Annotated in this window: 21 protein-coding genes; 4 read left to right on the top strand and 17 right to left on the bottom strand. The window is 58.6% G+C overall.

Annotation, left to right across the window (positions count from 1 at the left end):
* Nucleotides 1–16 precede the first annotated feature (16 nt).
* From QNI81_RS01610 to QNI81_RS01560, 11 genes are all read right to left on the bottom strand, one after another.
* Entirely contained in the window at nucleotides 17–811 is a 795-nt protein-coding gene (locus QNI81_RS01610; RefSeq protein ID WP_065321624.1) for an ORF6N domain-containing protein, read from the bottom strand.
* Nucleotides 812–931: 120 nt separating this feature from the next.
* Nucleotides 932–1894: a glucokinase gene (locus QNI81_RS01605; protein WP_283967144.1), complete on the bottom strand. Its 963-nt coding sequence runs from the start codon at nucleotides 1892–1894 to the stop codon at nucleotides 932–934.
* A 214-nt stretch (nucleotides 1895–2108) separates the two neighbouring features.
* Nucleotides 2109–2834, bottom strand: a complete 726-nt coding sequence (locus QNI81_RS01600) for a DUF1868 domain-containing protein (RefSeq protein WP_283967143.1) — start codon at nucleotides 2832–2834, stop codon at nucleotides 2109–2111.
* A gap of 69 nt (nucleotides 2835–2903) precedes the next feature.
* Nucleotides 2904–3698 carry an IclR family transcriptional regulator gene (locus QNI81_RS01595; RefSeq protein WP_005634857.1) on the bottom strand — a complete coding sequence of 265 codons (795 nt, stop codon included), beginning with the start codon at nucleotides 3696–3698 and terminating at the stop codon, nucleotides 2904–2906.
* Between the two features lie 204 nt (nucleotides 3699–3902).
* Complete coding sequence (locus QNI81_RS01590) at nucleotides 3903–5081, bottom strand: acetyl-CoA C-acyltransferase (protein ID WP_283967142.1); 1179 nt, start codon at nucleotides 5079–5081, stop codon at nucleotides 3903–3905.
* Between the two features lie 22 nt (nucleotides 5082–5103).
* Complete coding sequence (locus QNI81_RS01585; RefSeq protein WP_283967141.1) at nucleotides 5104–7194, bottom strand: 3-hydroxyacyl-CoA dehydrogenase NAD-binding domain-containing protein; 2091 nt, start codon at nucleotides 7192–7194, stop codon at nucleotides 5104–5106.
* 181 nt (nucleotides 7195–7375) lie between these two features.
* A complete protein-coding gene (locus tag QNI81_RS01580; protein WP_283967140.1) occupies nucleotides 7376–10111 on the bottom strand; it encodes a methyl-accepting chemotaxis protein in 2736 nt (911 codons plus the stop codon).
* Nucleotides 10112–10564: 453 nt separating this feature from the next.
* The gene (locus tag QNI81_RS01575) at nucleotides 10565–11869 is read right to left on the bottom strand and encodes a TRAP transporter large permease (protein WP_065321619.1); all 1305 of its coding nucleotides are present in this window, start codon (nucleotides 11867–11869) and stop codon (nucleotides 10565–10567) included.
* Nucleotides 11866–12579 (bottom strand): TRAP transporter small permease, encoded by a 714-nt coding sequence (locus QNI81_RS01570; protein ID WP_065334695.1) that lies wholly within the window; start codon nucleotides 12577–12579, stop codon nucleotides 11866–11868. Before QNI81_RS01570 ends, QNI81_RS01575 begins: the two co-directional genes overlap by 4 nt.
* Nucleotides 12580–12690: 111 nt before the next feature.
* Entirely contained in the window at nucleotides 12691–13668 is a 978-nt protein-coding gene (locus QNI81_RS01565) for a TRAP transporter substrate-binding protein (protein WP_283967139.1), read from the bottom strand.
* A gap of 35 nt (nucleotides 13669–13703) precedes the next feature.
* Complete coding sequence (locus tag QNI81_RS01560) at nucleotides 13704–14951, bottom strand: NAD(P)/FAD-dependent oxidoreductase (RefSeq protein ID WP_283967138.1); 1248 nt, start codon at nucleotides 14949–14951, stop codon at nucleotides 13704–13706.
* 102 nt (nucleotides 14952–15053) lie between these two features.
* Here QNI81_RS01560 and QNI81_RS01555 point away from each other — a divergent pair, with 102 nt between their 5' ends.
* Together QNI81_RS01555 and QNI81_RS01550 are read left to right on the top strand one after the other, a co-directional pair.
* Nucleotides 15054–15986, top strand: a complete 933-nt coding sequence (locus QNI81_RS01555) for a LysR family transcriptional regulator (RefSeq protein ID WP_283967137.1) — start codon at nucleotides 15054–15056, stop codon at nucleotides 15984–15986.
* A 2-nt stretch (nucleotides 15987–15988) separates the two neighbouring features.
* Nucleotides 15989–16726, top strand: a complete 738-nt coding sequence (locus tag QNI81_RS01550) for an aspartate/glutamate racemase family protein (protein WP_283967136.1) — start codon at nucleotides 15989–15991, stop codon at nucleotides 16724–16726.
* Here QNI81_RS01550 and QNI81_RS01545 read toward each other — a convergent pair.
* Genes QNI81_RS01545 through QNI81_RS01520 form a run of 6 tightly spaced genes read right to left on the bottom strand, consistent with a single transcriptional unit; the run spans nucleotide 16723 to nucleotide 21530 of the window.
* The gene (locus QNI81_RS01545; protein ID WP_283967135.1) at nucleotides 16723–17598 is read right to left on the bottom strand and encodes an energy transducer TonB family protein; all 876 of its coding nucleotides are present in this window, start codon (nucleotides 17596–17598) and stop codon (nucleotides 16723–16725) included. The two genes, QNI81_RS01550 and QNI81_RS01545, sit on opposite strands and share 4 nt — an antisense overlap.
* Entirely contained in the window at nucleotides 17595–17990 is a 396-nt protein-coding gene (locus tag QNI81_RS01540) for an ExbD/TolR family protein (RefSeq protein ID WP_081293358.1), read from the bottom strand. The genes QNI81_RS01545 and QNI81_RS01540 overlap by 4 nt, the downstream gene beginning before the upstream one ends.
* Before the next feature lie 4 nt (nucleotides 17991–17994).
* Nucleotides 17995–18387: an ExbD/TolR family protein gene (locus QNI81_RS01535; protein ID WP_283967134.1), complete on the bottom strand. Its 393-nt coding sequence runs from the start codon at nucleotides 18385–18387 to the stop codon at nucleotides 17995–17997.
* Entirely contained in the window at nucleotides 18387–19067 is a 681-nt protein-coding gene (locus QNI81_RS01530) for a MotA/TolQ/ExbB proton channel family protein (RefSeq protein WP_283967133.1), read from the bottom strand. Before QNI81_RS01530 ends, QNI81_RS01535 begins: the two co-directional genes overlap by 1 nt.
* A complete protein-coding gene (locus tag QNI81_RS01525) occupies nucleotides 19064–19510 on the bottom strand; it encodes a hypothetical protein (RefSeq protein WP_283967132.1) in 447 nt (148 codons plus the stop codon). Before QNI81_RS01525 ends, QNI81_RS01530 begins: the two co-directional genes overlap by 4 nt.
* 16 nt (nucleotides 19511–19526) lie before the next feature.
* Nucleotides 19527–21530 carry a TonB-dependent receptor plug domain-containing protein gene (locus QNI81_RS01520; protein ID WP_283967131.1) on the bottom strand — a complete coding sequence of 668 codons (2004 nt, stop codon included), beginning with the start codon at nucleotides 21528–21530 and terminating at the stop codon, nucleotides 19527–19529.
* Between the two features lie 254 nt (nucleotides 21531–21784).
* Between QNI81_RS01520 and QNI81_RS01515 the strand changes: the two genes are divergently transcribed.
* Both QNI81_RS01515 and QNI81_RS01510 read left to right on the top strand, forming a co-directional pair.
* Complete coding sequence (locus QNI81_RS01515) at nucleotides 21785–22840, top strand: hemin-degrading factor (protein ID WP_283967130.1); 1056 nt, start codon at nucleotides 21785–21787, stop codon at nucleotides 22838–22840.
* Nucleotides 22840–23685 carry a heme/hemin ABC transporter substrate-binding protein gene (locus tag QNI81_RS01510; RefSeq protein ID WP_283967129.1) on the top strand — a complete coding sequence of 282 codons (846 nt, stop codon included), beginning with the start codon at nucleotides 22840–22842 and terminating at the stop codon, nucleotides 23683–23685. The genes QNI81_RS01515 and QNI81_RS01510 overlap by 1 nt, the downstream gene beginning before the upstream one ends.
* Nucleotide 23686: the final 1 nt, after the last annotated feature.

Genomic DNA, 23686 nt, shown 5'->3' with positions numbered 1-23686 from the left:
CTAGGTCCCCCGGAGGTCAGCTGCCCAGATCGGTCAACACCGCCAGCAGCGTGTCCACATCGCCCTGTTCCAGATAGCGCTGGACCTCGATGACAATTCTCAGCTGCTTGGCCAGATACGCCATCTGGCGATGATTATTTTCAATGTGCCGCGCGGAAATCTCGGCATCAATCGCCTCTGCTTCCTTCAGGAGCTTATGCACCTCGGCGAGCGTCTTTTCATTGGCGATATCCTGCTTTTTCAGATGCGCCTTGATCGCTGAAAGCCCTTCCAGCGCGATGGTGCGCGCCTCGTCGCGCACTGAGGTCTCTTGTACAGGATCGGCAATGGCATCCAGCACCCGGCCCAAGGCTGCGTCGAGCTTGGTGACCAAACCGCTGCGCTCGGAACTCGCAAGCGGCAACAGATCATTCACCGGCAACGACAGCGGCAGGTTCTGCCCCTTGGATTTTGACAAAAGCCCCCGACGCGCAGCAACAAAGGTACGCACCACAAAACGAGACGCCTCAGCCGCGCGTGGTGATCGCATAAGCGTTGCTGCCATCACCGCACCGTGTTCGGTATACATCATCGGCGGATGGCGCAGCCCACCATGTGCCTTTGATATTCCAAGTTGGAATTTCAAGTCTGCAAACTCGTCCTCATTCAGGCGAAACGCAAAATCCTCGCCAAAGCGTTCGGCGTTGTTGTTCACCAGTTTGTTGAGGTTCCCTGTGGTGTAGGAAAACAGCGCCGCAAGATCTGCGTCCCGGATCACCGGTTGACCCCGAAAGGTGAAAATCTGTGGCGTGGTCAATGTCTCGTCCGTCATAGAGGCGCTGAAACTCCGCTTTGGTCAAATCCAATGGCGCAATGCTTGATCTTCCATCCCGGAATATCAAGATGAGAGTGCACTGTCTCAGCGCCCCATGACAGAACGGGTCAGATCCGCCTACCGCGCCCGCAGGTAATTCCGCGCCCCGATCAGGCCAAAATTGGGCTGATGATAGAGATGCAACGGCAATTCTTCACGCCATGCGGTATGACGCCCGCCCGCGTTGAACGCCTCCACAAAGGCATCATCAAAGATCCAGGGGTTGGCGGCAGCAACGCCCCCGGTCACGAACACGCCCCCTTTGGCCGCGAAGACGAGGCCGAGGTCACCCGCGACCCCGGCGAGATACTGCGCAAACAGCTCAACCGCGCGCACCGCTGCGGTGTCGAGCCGGGCATGGGCGGATTGAAAGATCTCGGCCCCCGTATAAAGCGGCGCAGTCAGTTCCATGCTGCGCGCCACCGCGCGATAAAAATAGGGTAGCCCGGTTCCCGACAGGATCCCCTCCGCCTCCACCGCAAGCCCCGGCCCCATGCCGATCTCGGGCCACTCTTCCCGCAGGACCTCAAAGATCGCGACCTCTTCAGCGGTGCGCGGGCCGATTGCCACATGACCGCCTTCGCCGGGCACCACGCAGGGTTCGCCATTGGCCCAGATCAAGGCCCCGACGCCAAGCCCCGTGCCGGGACCGATAATCAGGCAAGGCTCCTTGGGAAACACCGCCTGCCCTTGCAGAACTGTCACATCCCCCTCACCCACAGAAGCCAATGACCAAGCAGCCGCTTCAAAATCATTGAGCACTTTGACGCGCTCGGTCTGTAAGGCAGCAGCGATCCCGCGTTCCGAAAAACTCTGGTTGGCGTTGGTCAGCTGTACCGATCCCGCGCGCACCACGCCCGCCGCCGCAATCACCGCACGCCCCGGCGCACTGGCGCGGTGGGCTGCAAAATCTGCGCAGGCCTCTTCCAGATTGCGCGTGCCCTTGCTGTCATAGCGGGCTTGTTCGAGGATCTCGCCCTCGACGTTCACGGCCGCAAGCCGCATATTGGTTCCGCCGACGTCAGCGATCAGATTCCACATCTTAGCCCCTCCAGCCCGCCACGCACACAAGGTACGGGCAGACCCGATGCTCAGGTTGTCAGTTGCCAAGGGTCAAACAGGCTCAGCGCGCACAGGTCAAGTCTCGCAGGTCATTTCACGACCGCTTTGCTGACCGCGAGCCAAAACCCGCGTGACTGTTGCGCAAGAGCGCGCAAGGCGCAAGTGTTAGCGCAAACAAATTTCACGCGAACACTTACTGCGTCAGATAAGCCACCGGCTCGAAATGGTACATGTCTTCGAAGTTGCACAGCTCCAGCGGCCCAAGATCAATCCGGGCCAGCTGCGCCGCATAACGGGCGAAGACCTCATCCGAGAAGGCCACAAGATCTGCCGCCTCCGCCGCATCCAACCAGCGCAACAGATAACCAAGGGTCGAATGAAACGTATAGGTGTCAAAGTGATCCGGACGCAGCCCGGTCATCTCGCGCAGAGAGACGCGGGTGGCGCGCAGGCGGGCGTCTTCCGTGGCATCAGCGCCCTCAAGGGTCACGGAATGCCCGGCAAACAGGCCCCGCGCACTCACATGTCTGCTCTGTGGAAGGTCCTGACCCACCAACCTGTCCTGAAATGCCGCTGTCACCTCGTCCCGCGTTGCACCCCGCGCGATGCCGGCGGGCCAGTTGCGTTCATCTGGAGCGACCCCACCAAACACTGTCATATGCAGGCTAGCAACCGGGAGCCATGTAAAGAGCGCACCAAATGGGCTATCACGGACGTCATTTTGCATCTCGCACAGGGCCGCATGCGCATCGCTGCGCGGGTCGATATGACAGATCACCGTGTTTCCCGGCCAATGCAACACAGTTCCATCGGGTGCGAATTTCCCACCCTGCCCCGGCTCTGTAATCGCAGCCGGACGGTTGGTTTCAGCATCGGCACCGGTCAAATGCCGTATCGGGTCTGGGCGAAAGATAGCCATCGGGTCTCGTCCTTGAATGGTCTGACCCACCAGCCCTATCGCCCTTTCATGTCAGGTGTTTGACAGCCGCTAGGCCGATGCAACCGCTGACACCGCGTGGCCCGTCAGCGCTTTCAGCTTATCCACCGCTTGCACCAATTCTGGCCCGACCTGTTCATGAATGCGTGCATTGCTCAGATCATCCACATTGGCCCCACAGAAAATCGAGACCGGCTCGCCGATTTCAGACGGGCGAAACGGGGTGGCAACCGCATTGATCGCCCGGGAGTAGCGCACATCTTCGCACACGCAGGCATAGCCAAGACGGCGCAGCTGCGAGCGATGATAATCCCATACCTCTTCGCACATCTCCGCTGCCTCAACCGACAACAGTGTTTCCAGCTTTTCGCGCTCTTCTCGCGACAGCGCCCCCAAATAGGCAATCCCGGATGAGGAGGTCATCACCGGCATGCGATACCCGACATCAAGCCAGATGGTACCGGACCCTTCTGGCCGCCAGGTTTTGACAATTAGCATATTGCCATCATCCTGAATGGCCACGCCCACCAGCGCATTCACCTTATTGGCAAGGGCTTGCATGATTGGTGAGGCCACCGTCACAAACCCAAAGGCCGCAGAGGCGATGTTGCCGAGCGCTAAAGCCGCAGGACCAAGGCGATATTTGTCGAAATGTCGCCCATGCGTGAGATAGCCGAGCGCACAGAGCGTAAACGTCAGACGTGAAACCGTCGAACGCGGAATGCCGGTGCGCTCGGAAATTTCGAGATTGCCCAGCCCGTTGTCCGAAGGACGAAACGCACGCAAAATCTTGAGCCCTCGGGCCAGAGTATTGGCGTATCTCCGATCCTGCTCGAGATCGCGCATCGTTTTTCGTCCTTTAGCATCACCTGAAGGCGCAATCATACAAAGTTTTCTCGCGTTAAGAAAAGTAGATTTACTAAGACTCTCAATGCATTTGCCGTAAGATCACCAATGATTGATGAGACATTTGCAGTCTTGGCGATGGCACGCTGTTTTTTGCGTACCATCTGAGTTTTACAGGACCAGCCGGGCCTCAAAAGCGGTGGATCAGAAGATCTCAAACAGGCCCGCCGCGCCCTGACCCCCACCGATGCACATGGTCACCACACCGAGTTTCGCACCCCGGCGCTTGCCCTCAAGGAGCAAATGCCCCGTCATCCGCGCGCCCGTCATGCCAAACGGGTGGCCGATAGAAATAGACCCACCGTTCACGTTGCAAATTGCAGGATCAATCTCCAGCCGTTCACGACAGTAAAGCGCCTGCGACGCAAAAGCCTCGTTGAGTTCCCACAGGTCAATGTCGGAAACCTTCAGACCGTGGCGTTCCAACAGGCGCGGCACCGCAAAGACCGGGCCGATCCCCATCTCATCGGGTTCACAGCCTGCGGTGACAAACCCCTTGAGCGCGCCAAGCGGCTCCAGCCCCTGCTGTGCGGCAAGATCTGCGTCCATCACCACCAACGCCGCCGCCCCATCGGAGAGTTGCGAGGCGTTGCCAGCGGTCACAAAGTTACCCTCGCCGCGCACGGGTTTCAGACCCGCGAGACCCTCAAGCGTGGTGTTGGGTCGGTTGCAGTCATCCATCGAGAAGGTCACCTCTTTATAGGAGACTTCCTTGGTTTCCTTATCGGTGATCTTTTGCGTCACGGTGATGGGTACGATTTCATCGTCCAGCTTGCCCGCAGCCTGCGCCGCTGCCGTGCGCATCTGGCTTTCCAGTGACAGCTCATCCTGCGCCTCACGGCTCACGCCATAACGCTGCGCAACCACATCGGCGGTCTCGATCATGGTCATGTAGACTTCGGGCTTATTCGCCTCGATCCATTCGTCCCGGCGTTGCGCCGGGCGCGAGGGCGGCATTTGGCTGATGCTTTCCACACCGCCCGCGATGGCGGCAGAGGCGCCCTCTAGTGTAACCGCATGGCTCGCCATGGTGATGGCCTGCAGCCCGGACGAGCAAAAACGGTTCACCGTCGCAGCAGCCACCGTCACCGGCAGCCCCGCGCGCACCACAGCCTGACGTGCGATATTGCCGCCAGTCCAGCCCTCTGGATAGCCGCAGCCAATAAACGCATCCTCAATCAGTGCCGGGTCCACTTTGGAACGCGCGACAGCATGTTGGATCGCGTGGCCCGCGATATGGGCACCATGGGTGTCGTTAAAGGCGCCGCGATAAGATTTGGCGAGACCCGTGCGGGCAGTGGAGACGATAACGGCTTGTTTCATAGGTAGTTCCTCCCCGAGGCAATCAGGCGTTGTTGAGGTCGGCAAAGGTCTTACCCTCAGCCACCAGACGTTTCAGAAGCGATGCAGGCCGCCACAGGAAGTCATCCTCCTGTGCAAACCGTTCGATATCGGCGAGGATTTTATCAAGGCCCACGGTATCGGCGTACTGCATCGGGCCACCACGCCAGCGCGGGAAGCCATAGCCATTCAGCAGGGTCACATCGACGTCAAGTGGACGCAGCGCGATGCCTTCCTCCACCACACGGGCGGCCTCATTGACCATCGCTGCCATGTAACGATCGACAATTTCCTGTTCAGAAATTTCACGCGCGGCAATGCCTTTGGCGGCGCGCTCGGTGGCGATATGCTCCAGCACCTCGTCATTCGGAACCTGCCCCTCCTCGCCATAAACGTAGAAACCTTTGCCGGTCTTGCGCCCGAAATGGCCTGCCTCGCACAGACGATCCGCAAACTCTGCATAGACCTCACGCGGATCGCGGGTCGGGGCGAGACGCTTGCGCGTGGCCCATCCGATGTCCAGACCGGCCAGATCGCTCACCGCATAGGGCCCCATCGCAAGGCCGAAATTCACCAAGGCGCGATCCACCTCAAAAGGGCTTGCGCCTGCAAGCACCGCACCATCGCCAGCCTTCCGGTAATGGCTCAGGATACGATTGCCGATAAAGCCATCACAAACACCTGCGCGCACCGCGACTTTTTTCAACCGTTTCGCAAGCGCAAAGCCGGTGGCTGTGACCTCTGGTGCCGTTTTGTCCGCAACCACGATTTCCAACAGACGCATCACATGCGCGGGCGAAAAGAAATGCAGCCCGATCACATCCTCAGGCCGGGACGTCATCGCTGCGATCTCATTCACATCAAGATATGAGGTGTTAGACGCCAAAACCGCACCCGGTTTGCAGATTGCATCGAGCTTGGTGAAAACGTCCTTTTTCACCTCCATGCTCTCAAAGACAGCCTCAATCACCACATCCGCCTCGGCGAGCGTCGCGTAGTCGTCGCTGGCACGGAAGGTTCCGTCCATGATGGCGTCGTACTTTTCTTGTGAGAGCTTGCCGCGTTTGACCGACCCTTGCAGGGTCTTTGCCACATTGGCCTCAGCGCGCGCGACAGCATCTGCGTCGCGCTCAATCAGTGTCACCTGAAGCCCTGCCAGCAGCGCCGAAACCGCAATACCTGCGCCCATGGTGCCGCCGCCAATCACACCGATCTGGTCAATCGCACGAGGCGCAACATCCTTAATCTCAGGCACTTTGGCCACCTGCCGCTCGGCAAAGAACGCATGTATCAGGGCTGCGCGCTGGTCGCTTTCCATCAATTCCTGAAACAAGGCGCGTTCATTGGCGAGACCCTCTGCAAACGAAAGGCGCGTCGCGCCCTCCACCGCTTTGATGCAGTTTTGGGGCGCCAGTTGCCCACGCGCTTTTTTCGCTAGTCTTGTGCGGGTAGCGTCAAACACCTCAGCCGCGACGGGCGCTGGGGAAAGTTCACTGGTCCGGCGCGGCGTGGCACCGGAGGCGACCAATTCCCGCGCGTAAGTTAGGCCCATTTCACGAACGTCGGAGGTATCGCTGATGCGATCAATCACACCGGTCTTCAGCGCTTCATCTGCGCTGATCTGACGGCCGGACGTTATGGTCTCCAGCGCGAATTCTACTCCCGCCAGACGCGGCAGACGCTGGGTTCCCCCCGCCCCCGGCAGAATACCAAGCGTGACCTCCGGCAGACCAAAACGCGCGTTTGGTACCGCCACGCGGTAATGCGCCCCAAGAGCGACCTCAAGACCGCCGCCAAGGGCTGTGCCATGTAAGGCCGCGACGACCGGAACGGTGCATGCTTCAATGCGGTTGATCAAATCCGGCAGGAACGGCTCTTGCGGCGGTTTGCCAAATTCACGGATGTCTGCTCCCGCAATAAAGGTGCGGTCCGTGCCATAAATCACCACTGCCTTCACATCATCGCGGCGCGCGATCTCGGCAAAGGCTGCATCCAGACCGCTGCGCACAGCGTGGCTGAGTGCGTTTACGGGCGGATTGGCGATCGCGATGACTGCAATATCATCAACAACTTCCATAAGCACGGGGTTCGACACGGGCGGCTCCTCCTTGCGCGGCAGCATTTCGATTCCGCCTAAGTCCTATCCTCCCCGCTGCTCAATTTCAATATGCGGAATTATGTGCTTCAATGCGGAACTTCACTACTGCGCATAAAAAACCCGGCAGGAGCAACTCCCACCGGGGTTTGTTCATCACATTGCAGTTTGTCTTATGCGATCAGGAGCCGGTCGCCTTGACGTCATCGAAGTCGGACCAGTCTGTCACCCTTGGCGTTTCAGCTTCGACCACATCTGTGGTGTCCCACTCCACATCCGCCTCCTCTCCCCAGCTGGTCGGCGCGGGGCTGTCCTCGGGACTGGCGGGTTCTGCCACCGCCGCCGGGTCGATCTGGGCCGTCTGGAACCGTGCCACCAATTCTGCAAGCGTCTGTGCATCGGTGTTGAGCAACTGCCCTGCCGCCGTGGCTTGTTCCACCATGGCCGCGTTCTGCTGGGTGACCTGATCCAATTGGTTCATGCCCGTGTTGATTTCACCAAGCCCCGTAGATTGCTCCTGCGCGCCTGTGGCAATTTCGGAAATCAGCTCCGATATATGACTCACCCGCTGCAAGATATTCTCAAGCGCGCTGCCCGCCTTGCCAACAAGATCCACACCGCGCTCCACCTGCACGGAGCTGTCACCGATCAGGTTCTTGATCTCCAGTGCCGCATCGGACGACCGCTGCGCCAGCCCGCGGACCTCGGAGGCAACCACCGCAAAACCCCGCCCCGCTTCGCCTGCGCGCGCCGCCTCAACCCCGGCATTCAGCGCCAGCAAATTGGTCTGAAAGGCGATGTCATCGATTACGGAAATGATCTGCGCGATTTTGCCGGAGCTTTGTTCAATCTCCGTCATCGCCGAAACCGCATTGCGCACGATTTCCCCGCTGGCTTCGGCTTCGGCGCGCGCTTCGTTTGTGGTGCGTTCCACATCTCTGGCCCCCGTCGCCGCCGAGGTCACGCTGGCGGTCATCTCATCCAACGCCGCTGCCGTCTCCTCCAGCGTTGCCGCCTGGCTCTCGGTGCGATGCGACAGATCCTGCGAGGCCTGGCTGATCTCAGAGGCTCCATTGCGGATCGAAGACGAGGTGTTGATCACCTGTCCAACAGTATCATTGAGCGTATCCAGTGTTCGGTTGAAATCAATACGCAGCCGGTCATATCCCTCGCCCAGTTCATCGGAAATATGCGCGGTGAGATCGCCCTCTGACAAGCGGGCCAGACCCGTTCCAAGCGCATCCACTGCCTTGTCCTGCACCGCGCGCCGCTGCGCACGTTCTTCGGAGGCCGCCTCTTCCATCTTCTCTTTTTCTACGATCCCGTCCCGGAACACTGATAGCGAACGCGCTATGCGGTAAATCTCCGTGCTGGTGCGCTCAAAGCCGGTGATCGGGCTGCGATCCCCTTCTGCCAGCGCCTCGGTGCTGGCACTGATACGGTTCAGAGGGCGCAGGATTAGCAACTGGATCAGCAGCAAAGCGGCAAGGAAAACGCCACCAGCCACCGCCAGCAACACCATCATATTACGGTTGGCGAGATCGACCTCTGCCGAGATTTCATTCGCCATCCCTCTGATCGATCCAAGGGTCTGCGTTGCAAACGCCGAGGCACGATCGGCAATCCCCAACACCATGGTTTCGGTGGTGTGGGTGGCCTCATCCGCTGCAGCCCTTGCATCGAGTGCATTCAGACGCAACGCCGCCAATCCGGTATCTTCCGCAGCAAAGGCAGAGATCCGCTCCAGAAGATCCACCACCCGCGCGTCCTGAAATTCCTCGTAAAAGGACAGGTTCAGAGTGGCACTGGACATATCAAACGCCGCATCTTTCACATGCTGCGCATCCGGCGCGGTCAGCGCATCAAGGGCGGCGACCTGAAAACTGTTCACATTCTGGCTGATCTCCATCAGCGTGTTGAGGAAACCAACTTCATTTTTCATCAACTCGCGCAGCGCCTGACCATTCTCCTTGCTCGCCCGTGCTGCCGAGACAGACAGCTTGTGAAGCTGCGCATCTATTGCCATCACGATAAATCGATCTGTATCTGCGCGGGCTTTCATGGCGGCGCGACGGAGCGATTCCGAGGGAAACAAGCTCTGGGCGATCACGGACTGCAACGTGAAAATCGCACCATGAATGAGGGTCACGTCCATCATTTCCGGGGCGTTCAGTTCAATTTCATCGGCGATCTCCAGCAACCGGGCGTCCGAGCTGTCGGCAAGCTCCTGAAGGCTTGCGAGGGTTTCCGGGTCCTTGGTCCCGCCGAACGCAACCGCAGTCCCCGCCAACAAATTCAACTCCGCACGTGCTTCTAGCAGCAGTTCGAGGTTGTGGAAATCTCGCTCCACTAGGACCTTCAGGGAATTGTCGATGGCGTTGTAGGTATTGACCGCGCCTTTGTTGAGCTCGACCGACGCGGCCTGCGCCAATTCTGTCATCACATCGCGCAATTCATTGTTGATGCTGTGGAAATTCGCAACTTCTGTTTCGATCTGAGCATCGCTTTGCAAGGTCACGCGACGGGCTGCGGCCAAATCCGTCAGTGCATCTGCCACCTCGGTGGCCTGCGTTTCAAAGGCCGGCTGCATTTCCGGGTCGAGATTATCAATCAGCTGCGCCAATTGCTGCGAGACCGCATCGGCGCTGGACACCGCTGCATCAACCGCGCCCATGTCCTCTGCCGTCATCAGGGCCAGCATGCTGTCTTTGGCCTGCGCCGCCGCCAGTGAAATCTCTGACGCCAGTTCCAGATCAGGCAGGTTGTCCACGTTCAACTCGCTCATATCCCGATCAATCTCGGACAGAACGGAGTGGATCATGTAAGCGAAGACGCCAAATGAAGCCCCTATAACGAATAGGATCATACCCATCTTGGCGCGGATGCTGCGCAACAGGCCGAAACCTTTACGCGTCATGGATGGGAGGGCTTTGGGCTGGGGCATAACGTCACTCTGCGTGATAGTGGGTTGGGATCTGCGTGGGTTGGCGCAGTGAGGCTCAGGTCGGTGAAGATCGCAGAGGGCCAAGCGGCCTCACAAAACAGTGGTATAGAGACGCGGTTCGCGACGCGCCCTCACCTGCCTGCTTGTTCAGGTCGCAAAGTCGCTTTCGGCGGGGCAGTTTCAGCACACAAACCACTCGACTTCTCCGGCTTCATTCCACTCGAAGTTTGCGAACAGAGCCTTTAATTTTCGGTGAAATCACCGTGATGTCCTGCGGCTTTTGCTACGGTTTCACGGACAAAATGCGTCTTCAAAGCCAATATATACGGCGCATTTTGTTAAATTTCGCCGAAACCAGCACCCTGCGTGAAAACGCCCCCCAAGAAGAAGGGCCGCCCTGCAAGGCGGCCCTTTGGATCTGCGTCTCTATTGTTGCCGAATATTCTCCGGCAGCCACGTGGCCAATTCTGGCCAAACCACCAAAATACCCACCATCAACAGCATTAACGCCACCATCGGCACGGCCGTCTTGGCGATGTAGGAAATTTCGTGTCGGGTCATCCCCTGCAGCACAAAGAGATTGAACCCGATAGGAGGCGTCACCTGAGCGGTTTCGATCACCACAACGAGGAAGATGCCAAACCAGATCACATCGATCCCCGCTTGACGGATCATGGGTTCCACGATGGCCATGGTCAGTACGACCGAGGACAGGCCATCCATGAACATACCAAGGATCAGGTAGAACACTGTCAGCACTGCAATCAGCGCAATCGGCGACAGGTTGTAGCTCTCGATCAATCCCGCAAGGGCACGCGGCAGCCCTGTAAATCCCATGGAGAGCGACAAAAACGCAGCCCCCATCAGGATGAAAGCAATCATCGCAGAGGTGCGCGTCGCCCCCATCAGGCTCTCGACAAAGGTTGCCCAACTGAGACTTCCCTGCATCAAGGACAGGCCCAATGCCCCCAACACACCGACGGCTGCCGCCTCGGTCGCGGTGGCAAACCCCATATACATTGACCCGATGACCACAATGACCAGACCAAAAAGCGGCAGCAGAAAGCGGCTCTCGGCGATCATTTCGCCCAGCGACAGGCGCGGCTCTTCTTTTGGGCGCTGACCGGAGCCAAAGAAATGCCAGCCCACAATATAGAGCATGAACAGCCCGGCCAAAACGAGGCCCGGAAAGACCCCGGCCATGAACAGCTTGGTGATGCTTTCATTGATGGTGACGCCGTAGACGATCAACGTCAGCGACGGCGGGATCATCAGGCCCAGTGTGGCCGCACCTGCCAGTGTGCCGATAATCATATACTCCGGATAGCCGCGCGCCCGCAGTTCCGGGATCGACATTTTACCCACCATATTAAGCGTCGCAGCAGAGGAACCCGACACCGCCGCAAAGATCGTGCAGCCTGCGATGTTGGTGTGCAAAAGCCCGCCCGGCAGAAACCGCATCCACGGCGCGAGGCCCCGGAACATGTCCTCCGATAATCGGGTGCGATAGAGGATCTCGCCCATCCAGATAAAGAGCGGCAGGGCGGTGAGCGTCCAACTGGACGAGCCGCTCCAGATCGTAGTGATCATCGCATCCCCTGCGGGGCGCGAGGTGAACAGCTCCATCCCCACCCAAGCCACGCCCATCAGCGCAAGACCAATCCAGACGGAACCGCCCAAGAGCCCAAACAGGACAAAGAGGAAAATAATAGTGGTATAGACCTCACTCATTCCAAAGCCTCCCCTTTGATTTGGGGCGCGCCCGTCACCAGCATCCGCGACAGGTAATCCCAAAGCGCGATGGCTAAGAGCACAGTGCCAATCGACATCGGCAGTTGCGGCAACCAGACGGGGGTATAGACCCAGCCAGATCCGCTCTCAGCCCAGAGGTTGCCCCAGTTCCAGGGCCATGTGCCAAACATCGCGACAAGTGTCAGCAGCCACTCCGGTGCAAAATCCTGACCTTGAGTGCGGTCATTCAGCATATGCGACAGAAGATTTGTCTTGATCGCGTAGCGGGCAAAGTAGGTCGCCGTCAGCGCTGAAATCAGCATCGCGCCTGCATCAAGCCAATAGTGATGCCGCCCCCCGAGGTTCAGAAAGATTGATACCCGGATATGGCCACCATGCGTGAGCGTATAGGCCAACGCAAAGAAAGACGTCGCCGCCATCGCGTAGCCTGCATATTCGGTAGAGCCGGGAAATGTGACCGACGCCCAGCGCGCGATCATCTGCCCCACGATCAGCAACAGAATAGTCACCATGAACACAGCCGCCACGACGCCCGCGCCATTATAAAAGCGGTCCAGCACCCCCCAAAGCGGCTGCAAGAGCCGCCGCATCCGGTCCGGTTTCAGAATACACAGAAGCATCAAGCCGCTTGGCACAACAAAGAGCCATACCCACAGGGGCAGGCCCAGAACAGGTTGCCAGTCACGCATATCATGTCCTTTGAATTATGGGGCGGGCGCGAGGTGCTAAGCCCTCGCGCCCGTGATACGGATCTGAAACGATGCAGCCTTTATTCAAAACGGCAAAGACTGCGATTCAGATCAATTCGCCTTGAACGCGTCGACGATGTCCTGACCGTCCTCACCCACGGTTGCCAGCCACTCATCCGTCATCTTGGCACCGATGGCTTCCAGTTCCGCGCGGAACTCAGGCCCCGCTTCCACCACTTTCATGCCATTGGCTTCGAGTTGTTCGAAATACCAGTTGGCAAGCTCTTCGGATTTTGCGGTACAGGCGGCACCGGTTTCATCCGCAGCCTTCTGGATCGCGGCCTGCGTGTCGGCACTCAGACCATCCCAAACCTGCTTGTTGACCATCACATAGTTGCGCGGCAGCCAAGCATTGACCTTGTAATAATAACCCAGCTGTTCCCACACCTTGCGGTCATAACCAGTCGACCCCGAGGAGATAAACGCATCGACCACGCCGGTCGCCAGCGCTTGACTTAGCTCCGCTGCTTCGACCTGAACCGGGATCATGCCCAACTCCTCGGCAAAGGTGGCGGTCGCGGTATTATACGAGCGGAATTTCACGCCCTGTGTGTCTTCGGACGAATTGACTTCCTTCTTGAAATAGAAGCCCTGCCCCGGCCACGGGCAGGAATAGAGCGTCACCAGATTTTGCTCTGCAAGCTTGGCGTTCACCTTATCCTTGGCAACCGCCCATAGTTTATCGTTGTCGGCATAGGACGTTGCGAGGAAGGGAAGGTTGTCCCAGCCAAGCAGAGGCTCTTCATTGGTATGCGCGGACATCAGCCGCTCTCCAATCGGGGCCTGCCCGGTTTGCACCGCGCGTTTGATTTCGCCGCCCTTAAAAAGCGAGCCACCGGCATGCACGGTAATGTCGACATCGCCGCCCGTGTAATCGCGCACCTTATCGGCAAAAACCACACCCATCTCGGAATGATAGTTGGACGCCGCATAGGCCATCGGCATGTCCCATTTTTCAGCTTGCGCACCAGCAGCAACGACAGCGAGCGCGGCGCTGGCGACGGTGGCCTTCAGGGTCATTTTGTTCATTTGTTCAGTCTCCCGTGTTGGTCCGTTTTTTGTATTTAATATGTCGCAAAGCGCATCGGATCAAAGGCGCTTGTATCCGCGTTGGGCCAATTTCCCGTAATCATGTCGGCAACCAGTCGGCCCGTCTTTGGCCCACCTGTCAACCCGATGTGATGATGACCAAAGGCGGTGAAGACACCGCTGCCACGGACTTCACCAATCAGCGGCAGGCTGTCTGTGGGCGCAGGCCGAAAGCCCAGCCACTCCTCTTCTGACGAATAACTCAGATCAGGGAAGGTCCGCGCAACGGTACGGCGCAGCATATCGAGCGGTTTTTTGGATTTCTCTTCCGTCAGGCCACCAAATTCGACGATCCCAGCACAGCGCAGCCCCTGATCCATCGGGGTTGCGACAAATTTCCCATCCGTCAGCATCATTGGGGCGTTGGGCAATTGGCTCGGATCTTTGAAGATGATGTGATAGCCGCGTTCGGCCTCAAGTGGCACCTCAAGCCCCAGACGTTTCATCAGGGCCGCGGACCAGACGCCAGCAGACAGCACCGCGCGATCACAGGCAATCCGCCCCTGATCGGTATCAACCGCTGTGATCTGACCACCCATCAGGTCAAAATCGCGCACTTCTGCTTGCACAAAGCGGCCGCCCATCGCTTCCAGTTGCTTGACCAAATCCTGCACATAACTGCCTGGATTGAGGATAAACCCATGATCCTTGTTGACCGCCAGAAGGCCCATGTCGGGCGACAGGATCGGCTCGCGTTCCCGGACCGCTGCGCCCTCGACGATCTCAGGCGCAAACCCGGCCTCACGTCTGAGGTTCCACGTATAGGCATCCGCCTCAAAACCCGCGCGATCGCGGTAGACAAAGTTATATTCGCTGTCCTTGATCCACTTTGCAGCGGGCATCCCATCGGTGAGTGCCTTATGCTGTTCGACGCTATCGCCAACGATGGTCAAGAGGCCCTTGGAAATCCGCCGGGTATCTGCGTCATTGGCATGTTTCAGATAGCGCGCGAGCCATGGCAAAAGCCGCGGCAGATAGGACCAGCGCATATAGAGCGGAAAATTCGGGTCGAGCAGATATTTCGGCCCCTTTGCAATCAGCCCCGGCGTGGTGACCGGCACAATCGCGCTTCGAGCCAGAATGCAGGCGTTGCCATAAGACGTCCCCATGCCCGGCCTGCCCTTGTCGACAAGTGTCACCTCCAGCCCTGCCCGACGCAGCCAGATGGCACTGGCCGCGCCGACGATACCTGCTCCGACGACCACAATATGCTGCGTTGCCATGTCACTTCCCTGTCTCTTGTTAAAAGCGAGACTGTCGACAAGATGGCATCATTTCAAATACTAATTGATCATGCATGCATCAGTTAAAGTGATACTTTGCCCGTGAAAATTCGCTTTCGTCAGCTTCAGGCCTTTCACGCCATTGTGGAAACCGGCACCGTGACCGGCGCGGCGGGGCTGTTGGGAATTTCTCAGCCCGGTGTCTCTAACCTTTTGTCCCAGCTTGAAGATCAGGCAGGACTGCCCCTGTTTGAACGGCTTCATGGTCGCCTGCTGCCCACCCCGGAGGCGGAGCTGCTATTTGCTGAGGTCGACACGGTGATGCGCGGCATGAGCAACGTCACCCAGACCATGGTTGATCTAAAAACCCGCAAGCTTGGCCAGCTGCAGATCGCATCACAGCACGCCATGTCCTTTGGGTTCATGCCCCGGCTGATCGCGCGGTTTGCGGCCGACCGACCAGAGCTCAACATTTCTTTTCAGTCGCAATATTCCAGCAAAGTGCAGGAATGGGTGTGGAACGGGTTGTTTGAAATCGGCGTCTGCGAGATGCCGCTGCTTTACGACACGCTCACGGTCTACCCGCTCTATGTGGAAACGATGCTGGCCCTTCATAAGGACAACCCGCTGGCCCGCCACGAGGTGCTGACGCCGGAATTGCTGGCAGGCGAGCCGTTTATCGTGATGGGACAAGACCACATGACCCATCGCCGCCTGCGCGAGGCGTTTCAAAATGCGGGCGTGCCCCTGCGCACAAGGGTGCATTCGCATCTGTTCAAGAACCTCCTGAGCTTTGTCCAAGAAGGCATGGGCGTCGCGCTTTTGGACCGGTTCATGCTGGATTACGACATGCAGGGCGACGTGATCACCCGCCCGTTTCGTCCCACGATCATGATGGATATGTGCGTGATCACCTCAAAATCGCGCCCCATGTCGCAGCTTGGCAAGGAGTTCCTTGACCTCTTGTTGCACGAGTTGCAGCACTACACAGTAGACGGGCGTCCCTTGCGACAAGCGGACCGAACACGGAGATAGCCATGCAAAGAGGCGGCAAAACGGTTTATGGCGCAGGCATCGGTGTCTTGATGCTGGAGACACGCTTTCCCCGCATTCCGGGCGATATCGGGCATGCCGAGAGCTTTCCCTTTCCGCTGCAGTATCGCGTGGTGCGCGGGGCCACGCCAGACCGTGCCGTCCGACAAGATCCGCGCGCCTTGGTGGACGATTTCATCAAAGCAGGCCGCGATCTGGTCCATATGGGCTGTGACGGGATCACCACCACCTGCGGGTATCTGTCGCTCATTCAGGATCAAATAAAGGATGCGCTTGGTGTGCCGGTGGCGGCCTCATCCCTGATGCAGGTGCCGATGGTTCAGGCATTGCTGCCTATGGGCCAAAAGGTCGGCATCCTAACCGTCTCTCAGGCGGCGCTGACGGATTCGCATCTGGCAGCCGCAGGCGTGCCGCTTGACACACCAATTGTGGGCACCGAAGGCGGACGCGCCTTTTATGATGGGTTCCTCAACAACCGAGTTGAGATCGACATTACGGCCTGCCGCGCTGATCTTTTGGACGCGGCCAACACGTTGTGCCGTGACCACCCGGAGGTCGGGGCGATTGTGTTGGAATGCACCAATATGGTGCCATTCGCGCATGACATTCGGCGTGACACAGGTCTGCCCGTCTACTCGATCGAGAGTTTTCTGACGTGGTTTCAGGCGGGCCTCATGCCGCGTCGTTTCTCAATGGAACTTGCTGATCCGCGCTGGCGCTAGTGCCCCTTGATGGCAATGGAGAACTGCGTTCGCGCCCCTGCCGGGGGCGGCGGGAACGGGGCCGCCTTGCGAATTTGCTGCAACGCCAGTTGGTCCAGCTGTGAGGAGCCGGAGCTTTTGCGGATACGCACCGATGCCAGCTGGCCGCCACCGCCGATGACAAACGACACATGCGCCACCCCCTTGACGGAGGTTCGCGGTTTTCGGACTCGAGAGATTTTGCGCATTACCAGCCCCTGATAATTGGAGGCCGCTGCATTCCCCGCACCACTGCCCTGCGCCGGGCGGGTGCTGGCGGCTTGCGCCGCGCGCTGGTTTTCTGCGCCACTTTCAGTCCCGGCACGCGCATTCACGGTGCTGTTGCCGCGCGGAGCAGCTTGGCGTGGCTTTGCCTTGTCAGGTTGGTCAGGTTTGGGATCTGGCCGCGTTTCAGGACGCGGGCTTTGCGCGGGGGCGAGGTCCGATGGCTCTTCCACCGGCTCCACCTGATCGGGCTGCACCTCAGTCACTTGCTGTTCCACCGGAACGGTAGCTGCCGCATGTGTCACCGGCACTACGGCGGATGCGCTTTGTGCGGTTTTGGGGATTGTCACCTCTGGTGTGACCGGTTGCACCTGAGGGGATGTGGCGCGATCTGACTCTGTCGGCTCCACACGCTCGACTGGCGCGGTTTCACTGACAGTTTCAGCCTCCACGGAGGTGGCCGTCCCTTGCGCCAAATCGGCAAAACTATTGCCCAGCGCCGCCGGGGCCACATTGCCGCCGCCCTCGAGTTCAACGGTGTTGTCCTCAACATCCACCAAAAACGCCGCATGCGCCGCAAGCGCAAAGCACAGCGACAGGCCAGCAATGAAGGGAGAGCGCGCGATCATGACAGGTTTCGCTCTGACAGAAGTGTAATTCTCACCGCCCCAAGGCGCCGCAATTCCTTTGCCACTGCCAACAGAGAAGCCGCCGGAAGCGCGCGGTCAGGCACCAGCCGCGCGGTGAACTCTTCCTCTTCCTCCCAGATGATGCGCACATAGGCCTCGGGCGAGGTCAGCTCCGCCCCGCGAAAACTGAGGCTGCCGTCGGCGCGGATCACCAGAGCATCAGGCGGCGGGCTGGCTTCAAGGTCGGACGCCTCCACCAGCCGCACGGATGGGTCCATTGAGGGGGCCAATGATCCTGCAACCATAAAGAACACCAACATCAAAAAGACCACGTTGATCAGCGCAATCGTGGGCTCCCGGTGGCTCTTGGATTTGCGACGTCGCATCAGCATAGCGCTACCCCAGGACCGTCACGGCCAAGTCAGGCTGGCCGCGTAGCACCGCCAAAACATCGACCAATCGCTGCGATGTCACCTCACCTGACAGGCTCAACAACACCTGTTGCGAAGAATTTTCTTGTTGCGCCCGCAACTGGCCGAGGCTCTGTGCCAGCTGATCCAACGCAACCACCTCTCCGTTCAGCGAAATCTGACCCGGCGACAGCTTCAAAAATAGTGGGCGCGTCTCGCCAGACACGCCCTGCCCGGCCTCGGCCGCCATCAGATCGACGGTGCCAAACCGGGAAAATGTGGACGACAGCATGAAAAACAGCAGCAGCAGAAAAATCACATCAATGAGCGAGGTCATCGACAGTCTGCGCTTGTGTTTCTTGCTGAGGCTCAGTGCCATCAGGCGGCCTCCGGTCGCGCCGCGCGAGGGGCAGACAGCCGATCAGGGGCAAAAGCCTGACGCAATGCGCGATTGGCAAAGACCCGGTCGCGCTCCACGGCACCACTCAGCCAGCCATGAATGGCAGCCACAGGCATCGCCACCGCCAACCCCGCCGCAGTGGTCAAAAGCGCCACCCAGATCCCGCCTGCCAGCACGGTCGGATCAACCGATGTGCCCGCTGCCTGCAATCCCTGAAACGCCTCGATCATGCCAAGAACGGTTCCGAACAAGCCGATGAGCGGCGCAAGTTGCGCAACCAGATCCAGAAATCCAAGCCCGGTCTCAAGGCGCAAAAACAGCGCCTCTGCCTCCGCATCACAGCGATCCGATGCTGCCGCACGATCTTTGACCTCTGCGCAGGACATCGCCCGCTGGACCGGGGCCACAAGATAGCTCTTTGATTGCGCCAGTAGCGCCGTGGCGGTTTTGGCATCGCCCCGCTCATAAGCCTCCAGTGCCATGGAAACCCGCCGATGGCGTCCGACACCGGAGCGGCGAAACTGCCATATCTTATAGAGAACCGTCGCCGCGCTGATGATCGACAGGGCAATCAACAACACAACAACAGGGCCACCGATCTCGATCACCTCAAGGAGGGACGCCCGCATCGAGCCCCAGATTTGCGCGATATCATTCATCCCAGCAATTCCACATCCGTGCGGCTGGAGAGCGAAAGCCCGTCTGTGCAAAGCGTGCTACCGCCACCGCTTTGACATTGGCTGGCACCATTGATCAGCACCCGCCCCAGATCTTCGCAAGCCACGTCTGAGAGATCGAACTGCCGCACCCGAGGGCGCTCTGACGGCAGGTCACGAAAATCAAACAGCGTAAGCATCATCACCTGACCGGCCCGATCGAAGAGCACGGTCTCATAGACCGCCTCCTCGATATCGGTGGTACCGGCGTTCTGCGCCACAAACGACAGCCGGCACGCGCCCGCCTGATCCTGCAACGCATTGAGTTCAATCTGAACGCCTGATTTTGGCGGGGTATCCGTGTCCTGCGCCAAGGCTGCCCCCCCGAGGGAGGAAAGGGCGGCGATGGCAAGGACAGCTTTATAAGCCTGGCTCTGGTGGTTCATGATGTATGCTCCCTGATCAGAAGGCCGCTGAGAGCGAAACCTTGATGTTGCGACCGGGTGCGTCACGCAAGAACAGATGTGGTCTGTATTGCTTATCAAAGACGTTTTCCACACCGACACGCAGCTTCGCTTCTTTCAGGAAACCGGTATCAATGTTGTAGGTCGCACGCAGGTTGTGAACGGAAAAGCCGGGTGCGCCGCCAACGGCATCATTGACACCTTTGTTCACAACAGCTTCCCAAGAGAGATCCAACGTGTCGTTGAATTTCTTACCCACCGTCAGGCCAAGGCTGTTGGCTGGCATACGACTGTAATCGCGCGTCGCGCCACTTACCTCAAGCCACTCACCGCTAGAGATGTTTGCGTTCATATCTACATAGGCGCCAGACGCGTGGCTGTAGGAGGCCTCCACTTCGACACCCTCGCGGGTTAGACGATCAATGTTCTGATAGTCTGTCGTGGAGGTGTAGTCCCACAGGCGGGTGTGCCAGAAGTTCACTTTAGCCCGAAGCTGATCATCCGCCGAGAACAGGCCAGCAGTGTCGTAGGACGCGCCAAGCTCATATGTAACGGCTTTTTCGCTTTGCGTCATGTAGGTCTTGTATGTCGCATAATCGAAGTCATCGAGGATCGGCAGACCTTCGGTGTATGCAACCGAGCCAAAGAGCGCGAAGCCGCTTTGGAATTCGTACCGTCCGGAAATACCGCCCATGAGCGCGCTGTTGTCAAAGCTTTCACCTGCGGTGACGTAGGTCCCGTCAGCACCGGACTCGATATCCTGCGTCTCAAATCGCATCGCAGGGGTGACTGTCCAGCCGTTGCCAAAGTCCATCTCGTCAATGGCAAACAGGGCGAAACGCTTGTCGGTACCGCCATGCGCAGAAGAGGCGTCCAGGCGGTCTTTCTTGATCAGTTCACCGCCAAGGCGCAAGTTATGGCTGGCACCCAACGCAGCAAACCGGGCCGTATTGGCGACCGTCAGCTTGGTGGTTTTGTACTGGTGATCGGCATTCAGCAAGGCGCTGCCAGTATTTCCAACCTCGGTATTCTCAATCCACTGGTCCGCGTAGGACAGATTGACGGTCAAATCGATCAGATCATTTCCGAACGGATTGTAATCGTATTGCAATACAGCGGTCTTGGTTTCCACATACCGGTCAACATTGCCAAACGGGATCGCGGCCATTGCATCGTAGGGGACATCTTTGGCTTCCGAACTTGTGTCGGCATATGAGAAGGTCAGCGATTGATCCGCATTGTCACCAAAGCTGTATTTGCCTTTGATCAGGTAGGACGGCAGTTCATGATCGGTGTGCTCAATCTCCACACCATCACCATTCTTATAGTTGTCCTGCTTGCGAAGTGTGTAGTTGAACAAGAACTCCAGGTTCTCGGTCGGCTGCCAACCAAGAATGGTTGACGAGACCTGCGTATCGCCATTGCTGTAATATTCCAGCGTTTGGCGACCCGCGAGACCGACTTCACCTTCTGTGAGGTCGGAGGCATCAATCGTGTCGAGCTTCACCACACCACCGATAATGCCGGACCCGTATTCAAAGGAGCCAACCGTGCCGCGGATTACCGACACCTCACGAAACAAGGACGGGTCCGTATAAAGCTGCGTCCCGATGCGGTAGATTTCCTCGGACCCCATCGACGCGCCATCCAGCAGGATCTGGACCTTTTGGTTCGAACCATAGGTGCCGTCCGCGCCCAGACCCCGAATGGAAATGCCCGACCCGGTGGGCGTGCCGGAGTTTACCAATGCCACACCAGGCACAGAGTCGATCAACTCAGCGATGCTGCTGGCCTGACGGTCCTGAATTTCTTCGGCGTTGATGACGGTCTCTGGCGTTGCGGTATCGGTCTGGACGTCGCGCTTGTTGTTGCCCAGAACCAGCAGACCAAGGAAGCCATCCTCATCGCTTGCATCCTGAGCGACGGCAACCGTGCTCGTCATCGCCAATGTCATCGCGGAGGCAGAGCACAAAAGTGCTCGGCGCATATGTTTGATTTTCATGTCGTCCCCATGAGTTTTTCGTGCAGTTGGATTCCGCATGCTCGCCTGGGGCTGGCTTGGTATCTCGCGCCTGATTTTATCGAATAGTTGCGATCTTCTGGCGTTCACTCTTGCGGCCATTAAGATGATTTATTAAATCTGTCAAGAATTATCCCGACGCAGGCCACGGCCCACGCGCCGGCCGTCAGCCTGATCGTCCCGCCTGCCAGTGGACGCAAGCCAGCAGTACCCCATCCCAAAGATCGAGGACCCTGATGGATCAGGCCATTTCTACTTCCCCCGCGGGAATTCGCCGTCTGCGCGACGAACATCACGCTCTGCGCGCGCGCGATTTCTGTGATCGTTTTCAAATCTCTGAAGCCCAGCTGGTCGCCGCATACACCGGCCAAGGCGTCACTCGGATCAAAGCGCATCCTGATGATATCATGCCCCGCATTGAGCGTCTGGGAGAGGTCATGGCGCTAACGCGGAATGCGTCCTGCGTGCATGAACGCGTCGGCATCTACGGCAACTATAAAAGCGGGCCACATGCGGCCATGATTCTGCAGCCGGAAATCGACCTGCGTCTCTTTCCCTCGCATTGGGTCAGCGCCTTTGCGCTGGAAGAGCAGACCGATAAAGGCATGAAGCGCTCGATCCAGATCTTTGACGCGGCGGGGGACGCTGTGCACAAGATCCACCTGCGAGAGACCTCAAACCATGACGCCTGGGCGGATGTGATAGCGGAACTTGCCACTGAAGACACCTCCGACACGCTGGAGGTCGCCCCGCGCAAGCCCGCAGAAGCTGCCAAAAGCAACCCCGACAAACGTGAGCTTTTGCGCAGCGAATGGCGCAAGATGACCGACACGCATCAGTTCCTGCGTCTTACGTCCAAACTCAAGATGAACCGCTTGGGGGCCTATCGCATTGTGGGCGCACCCTTTGTGGAGCGCATGCCGCCAGAAGCCGTCGACGCTGCGCTGCAATCACTGGCCGGAAGCGGCACTGAGATCATGCTTTTTGTAGGCAATCGTGGCTGCATCCAGATCCATGGCGGCCCTATTGAGACCCTGCGCGCAATGGGGCCTTGGCAGAACGTGATGGATGCGCGGTTCAATCTGCACCTGCGCCTTGACCACATCCATGAGGTCTATGTGGTCAACAAACCAACGCAGCGCGGCCCGGCTGTCTCACTGGAAGCCTTCGACGCTGAGGGAAACATCATTCTACAGATCTTTGGCCGCGCCACCGCAGAACGTGACAGCCGCCCTGACTGGGAAACGCTCCTGTCCGCCCTGCCCCGCCTTCAAACAGAGGACGCCATCTGATGCGCCATATCGCTTTTGCCGCAGCCCTGAGCCTGATGGCTACAGCCACCCCCATGCTTGCCGCCGAACGCATTCTTTCCATCGGCGGCTCTGTCACCGAGATCATCTATGCGCTTGGAGGAGAGGACAAGGTTATCGCCCGCGACACCACCTCCAGCTATCCGGCTGCCGCCGAAGAGTTGCCCGATGTTGGTTATATGCGCGCGCTGTCGCCCGAAGGTGTGCTCTCCGTGAACCCGGATCTGATCGTCTCCGAAGCTGGCGCAGGCCCGGCTGAGACGCTTGAGGTCCTGAAAAAGGCCGGGATCACTTTTATCGAAGTGCCGGATTCCTTTACCGCTGACGGCATCCTGGAGAAAATCGCCGCCGTGGGGGAGGCCATTGGCAAACCGGCTGAGGTCGCCACGCTTTCCGCCGAGGTGGAAAACGATCTGACCTCAGTGGCTGAAAAAATCGCCACCATCCCCGAAGCTGAGCGCAAGCGTGTGTTGTTCATCCTCTCTACGCGCGGGGGTCGCATCATGGCATCGGGCACCAATACGGCTGCGGATGGCATCATTTCGCTCGCGGGAGGTGTCAACGCGCTGACGGATTTCGAAGGCTACAAGCTGATGACCGACGAAGCGGTTTCTCAGGCTGCGCCGGATGTCATCCTGATGATGGACCGGGGCGGTGATCATGGCGCACCCAATGATGAGTTGTTGGCCCTTCCTGCAATCGTCACAACTCCCGCAGCAGAGACCAGATCCGTCATCCGGATGGATGGGCTCTATCTGCTGGGCTTTGGACCGCGCACCGCAGATGCCGCGCTCGCACTGGCGCAAAAAATCTATGGCCCGTTCTGAT

This window comes from Tritonibacter sp. AK171 (assembly GCF_030127025.1).
In the GTDB taxonomy this organism is placed as follows: Bacteria; Pseudomonadota; Alphaproteobacteria; order Rhodobacterales; family Rhodobacteraceae; genus Epibacterium; species Epibacterium mobile.
Note: the sequence above shows the minus strand (reverse complement) of the source record. Positions and strands in the feature narration are given on the sequence as shown.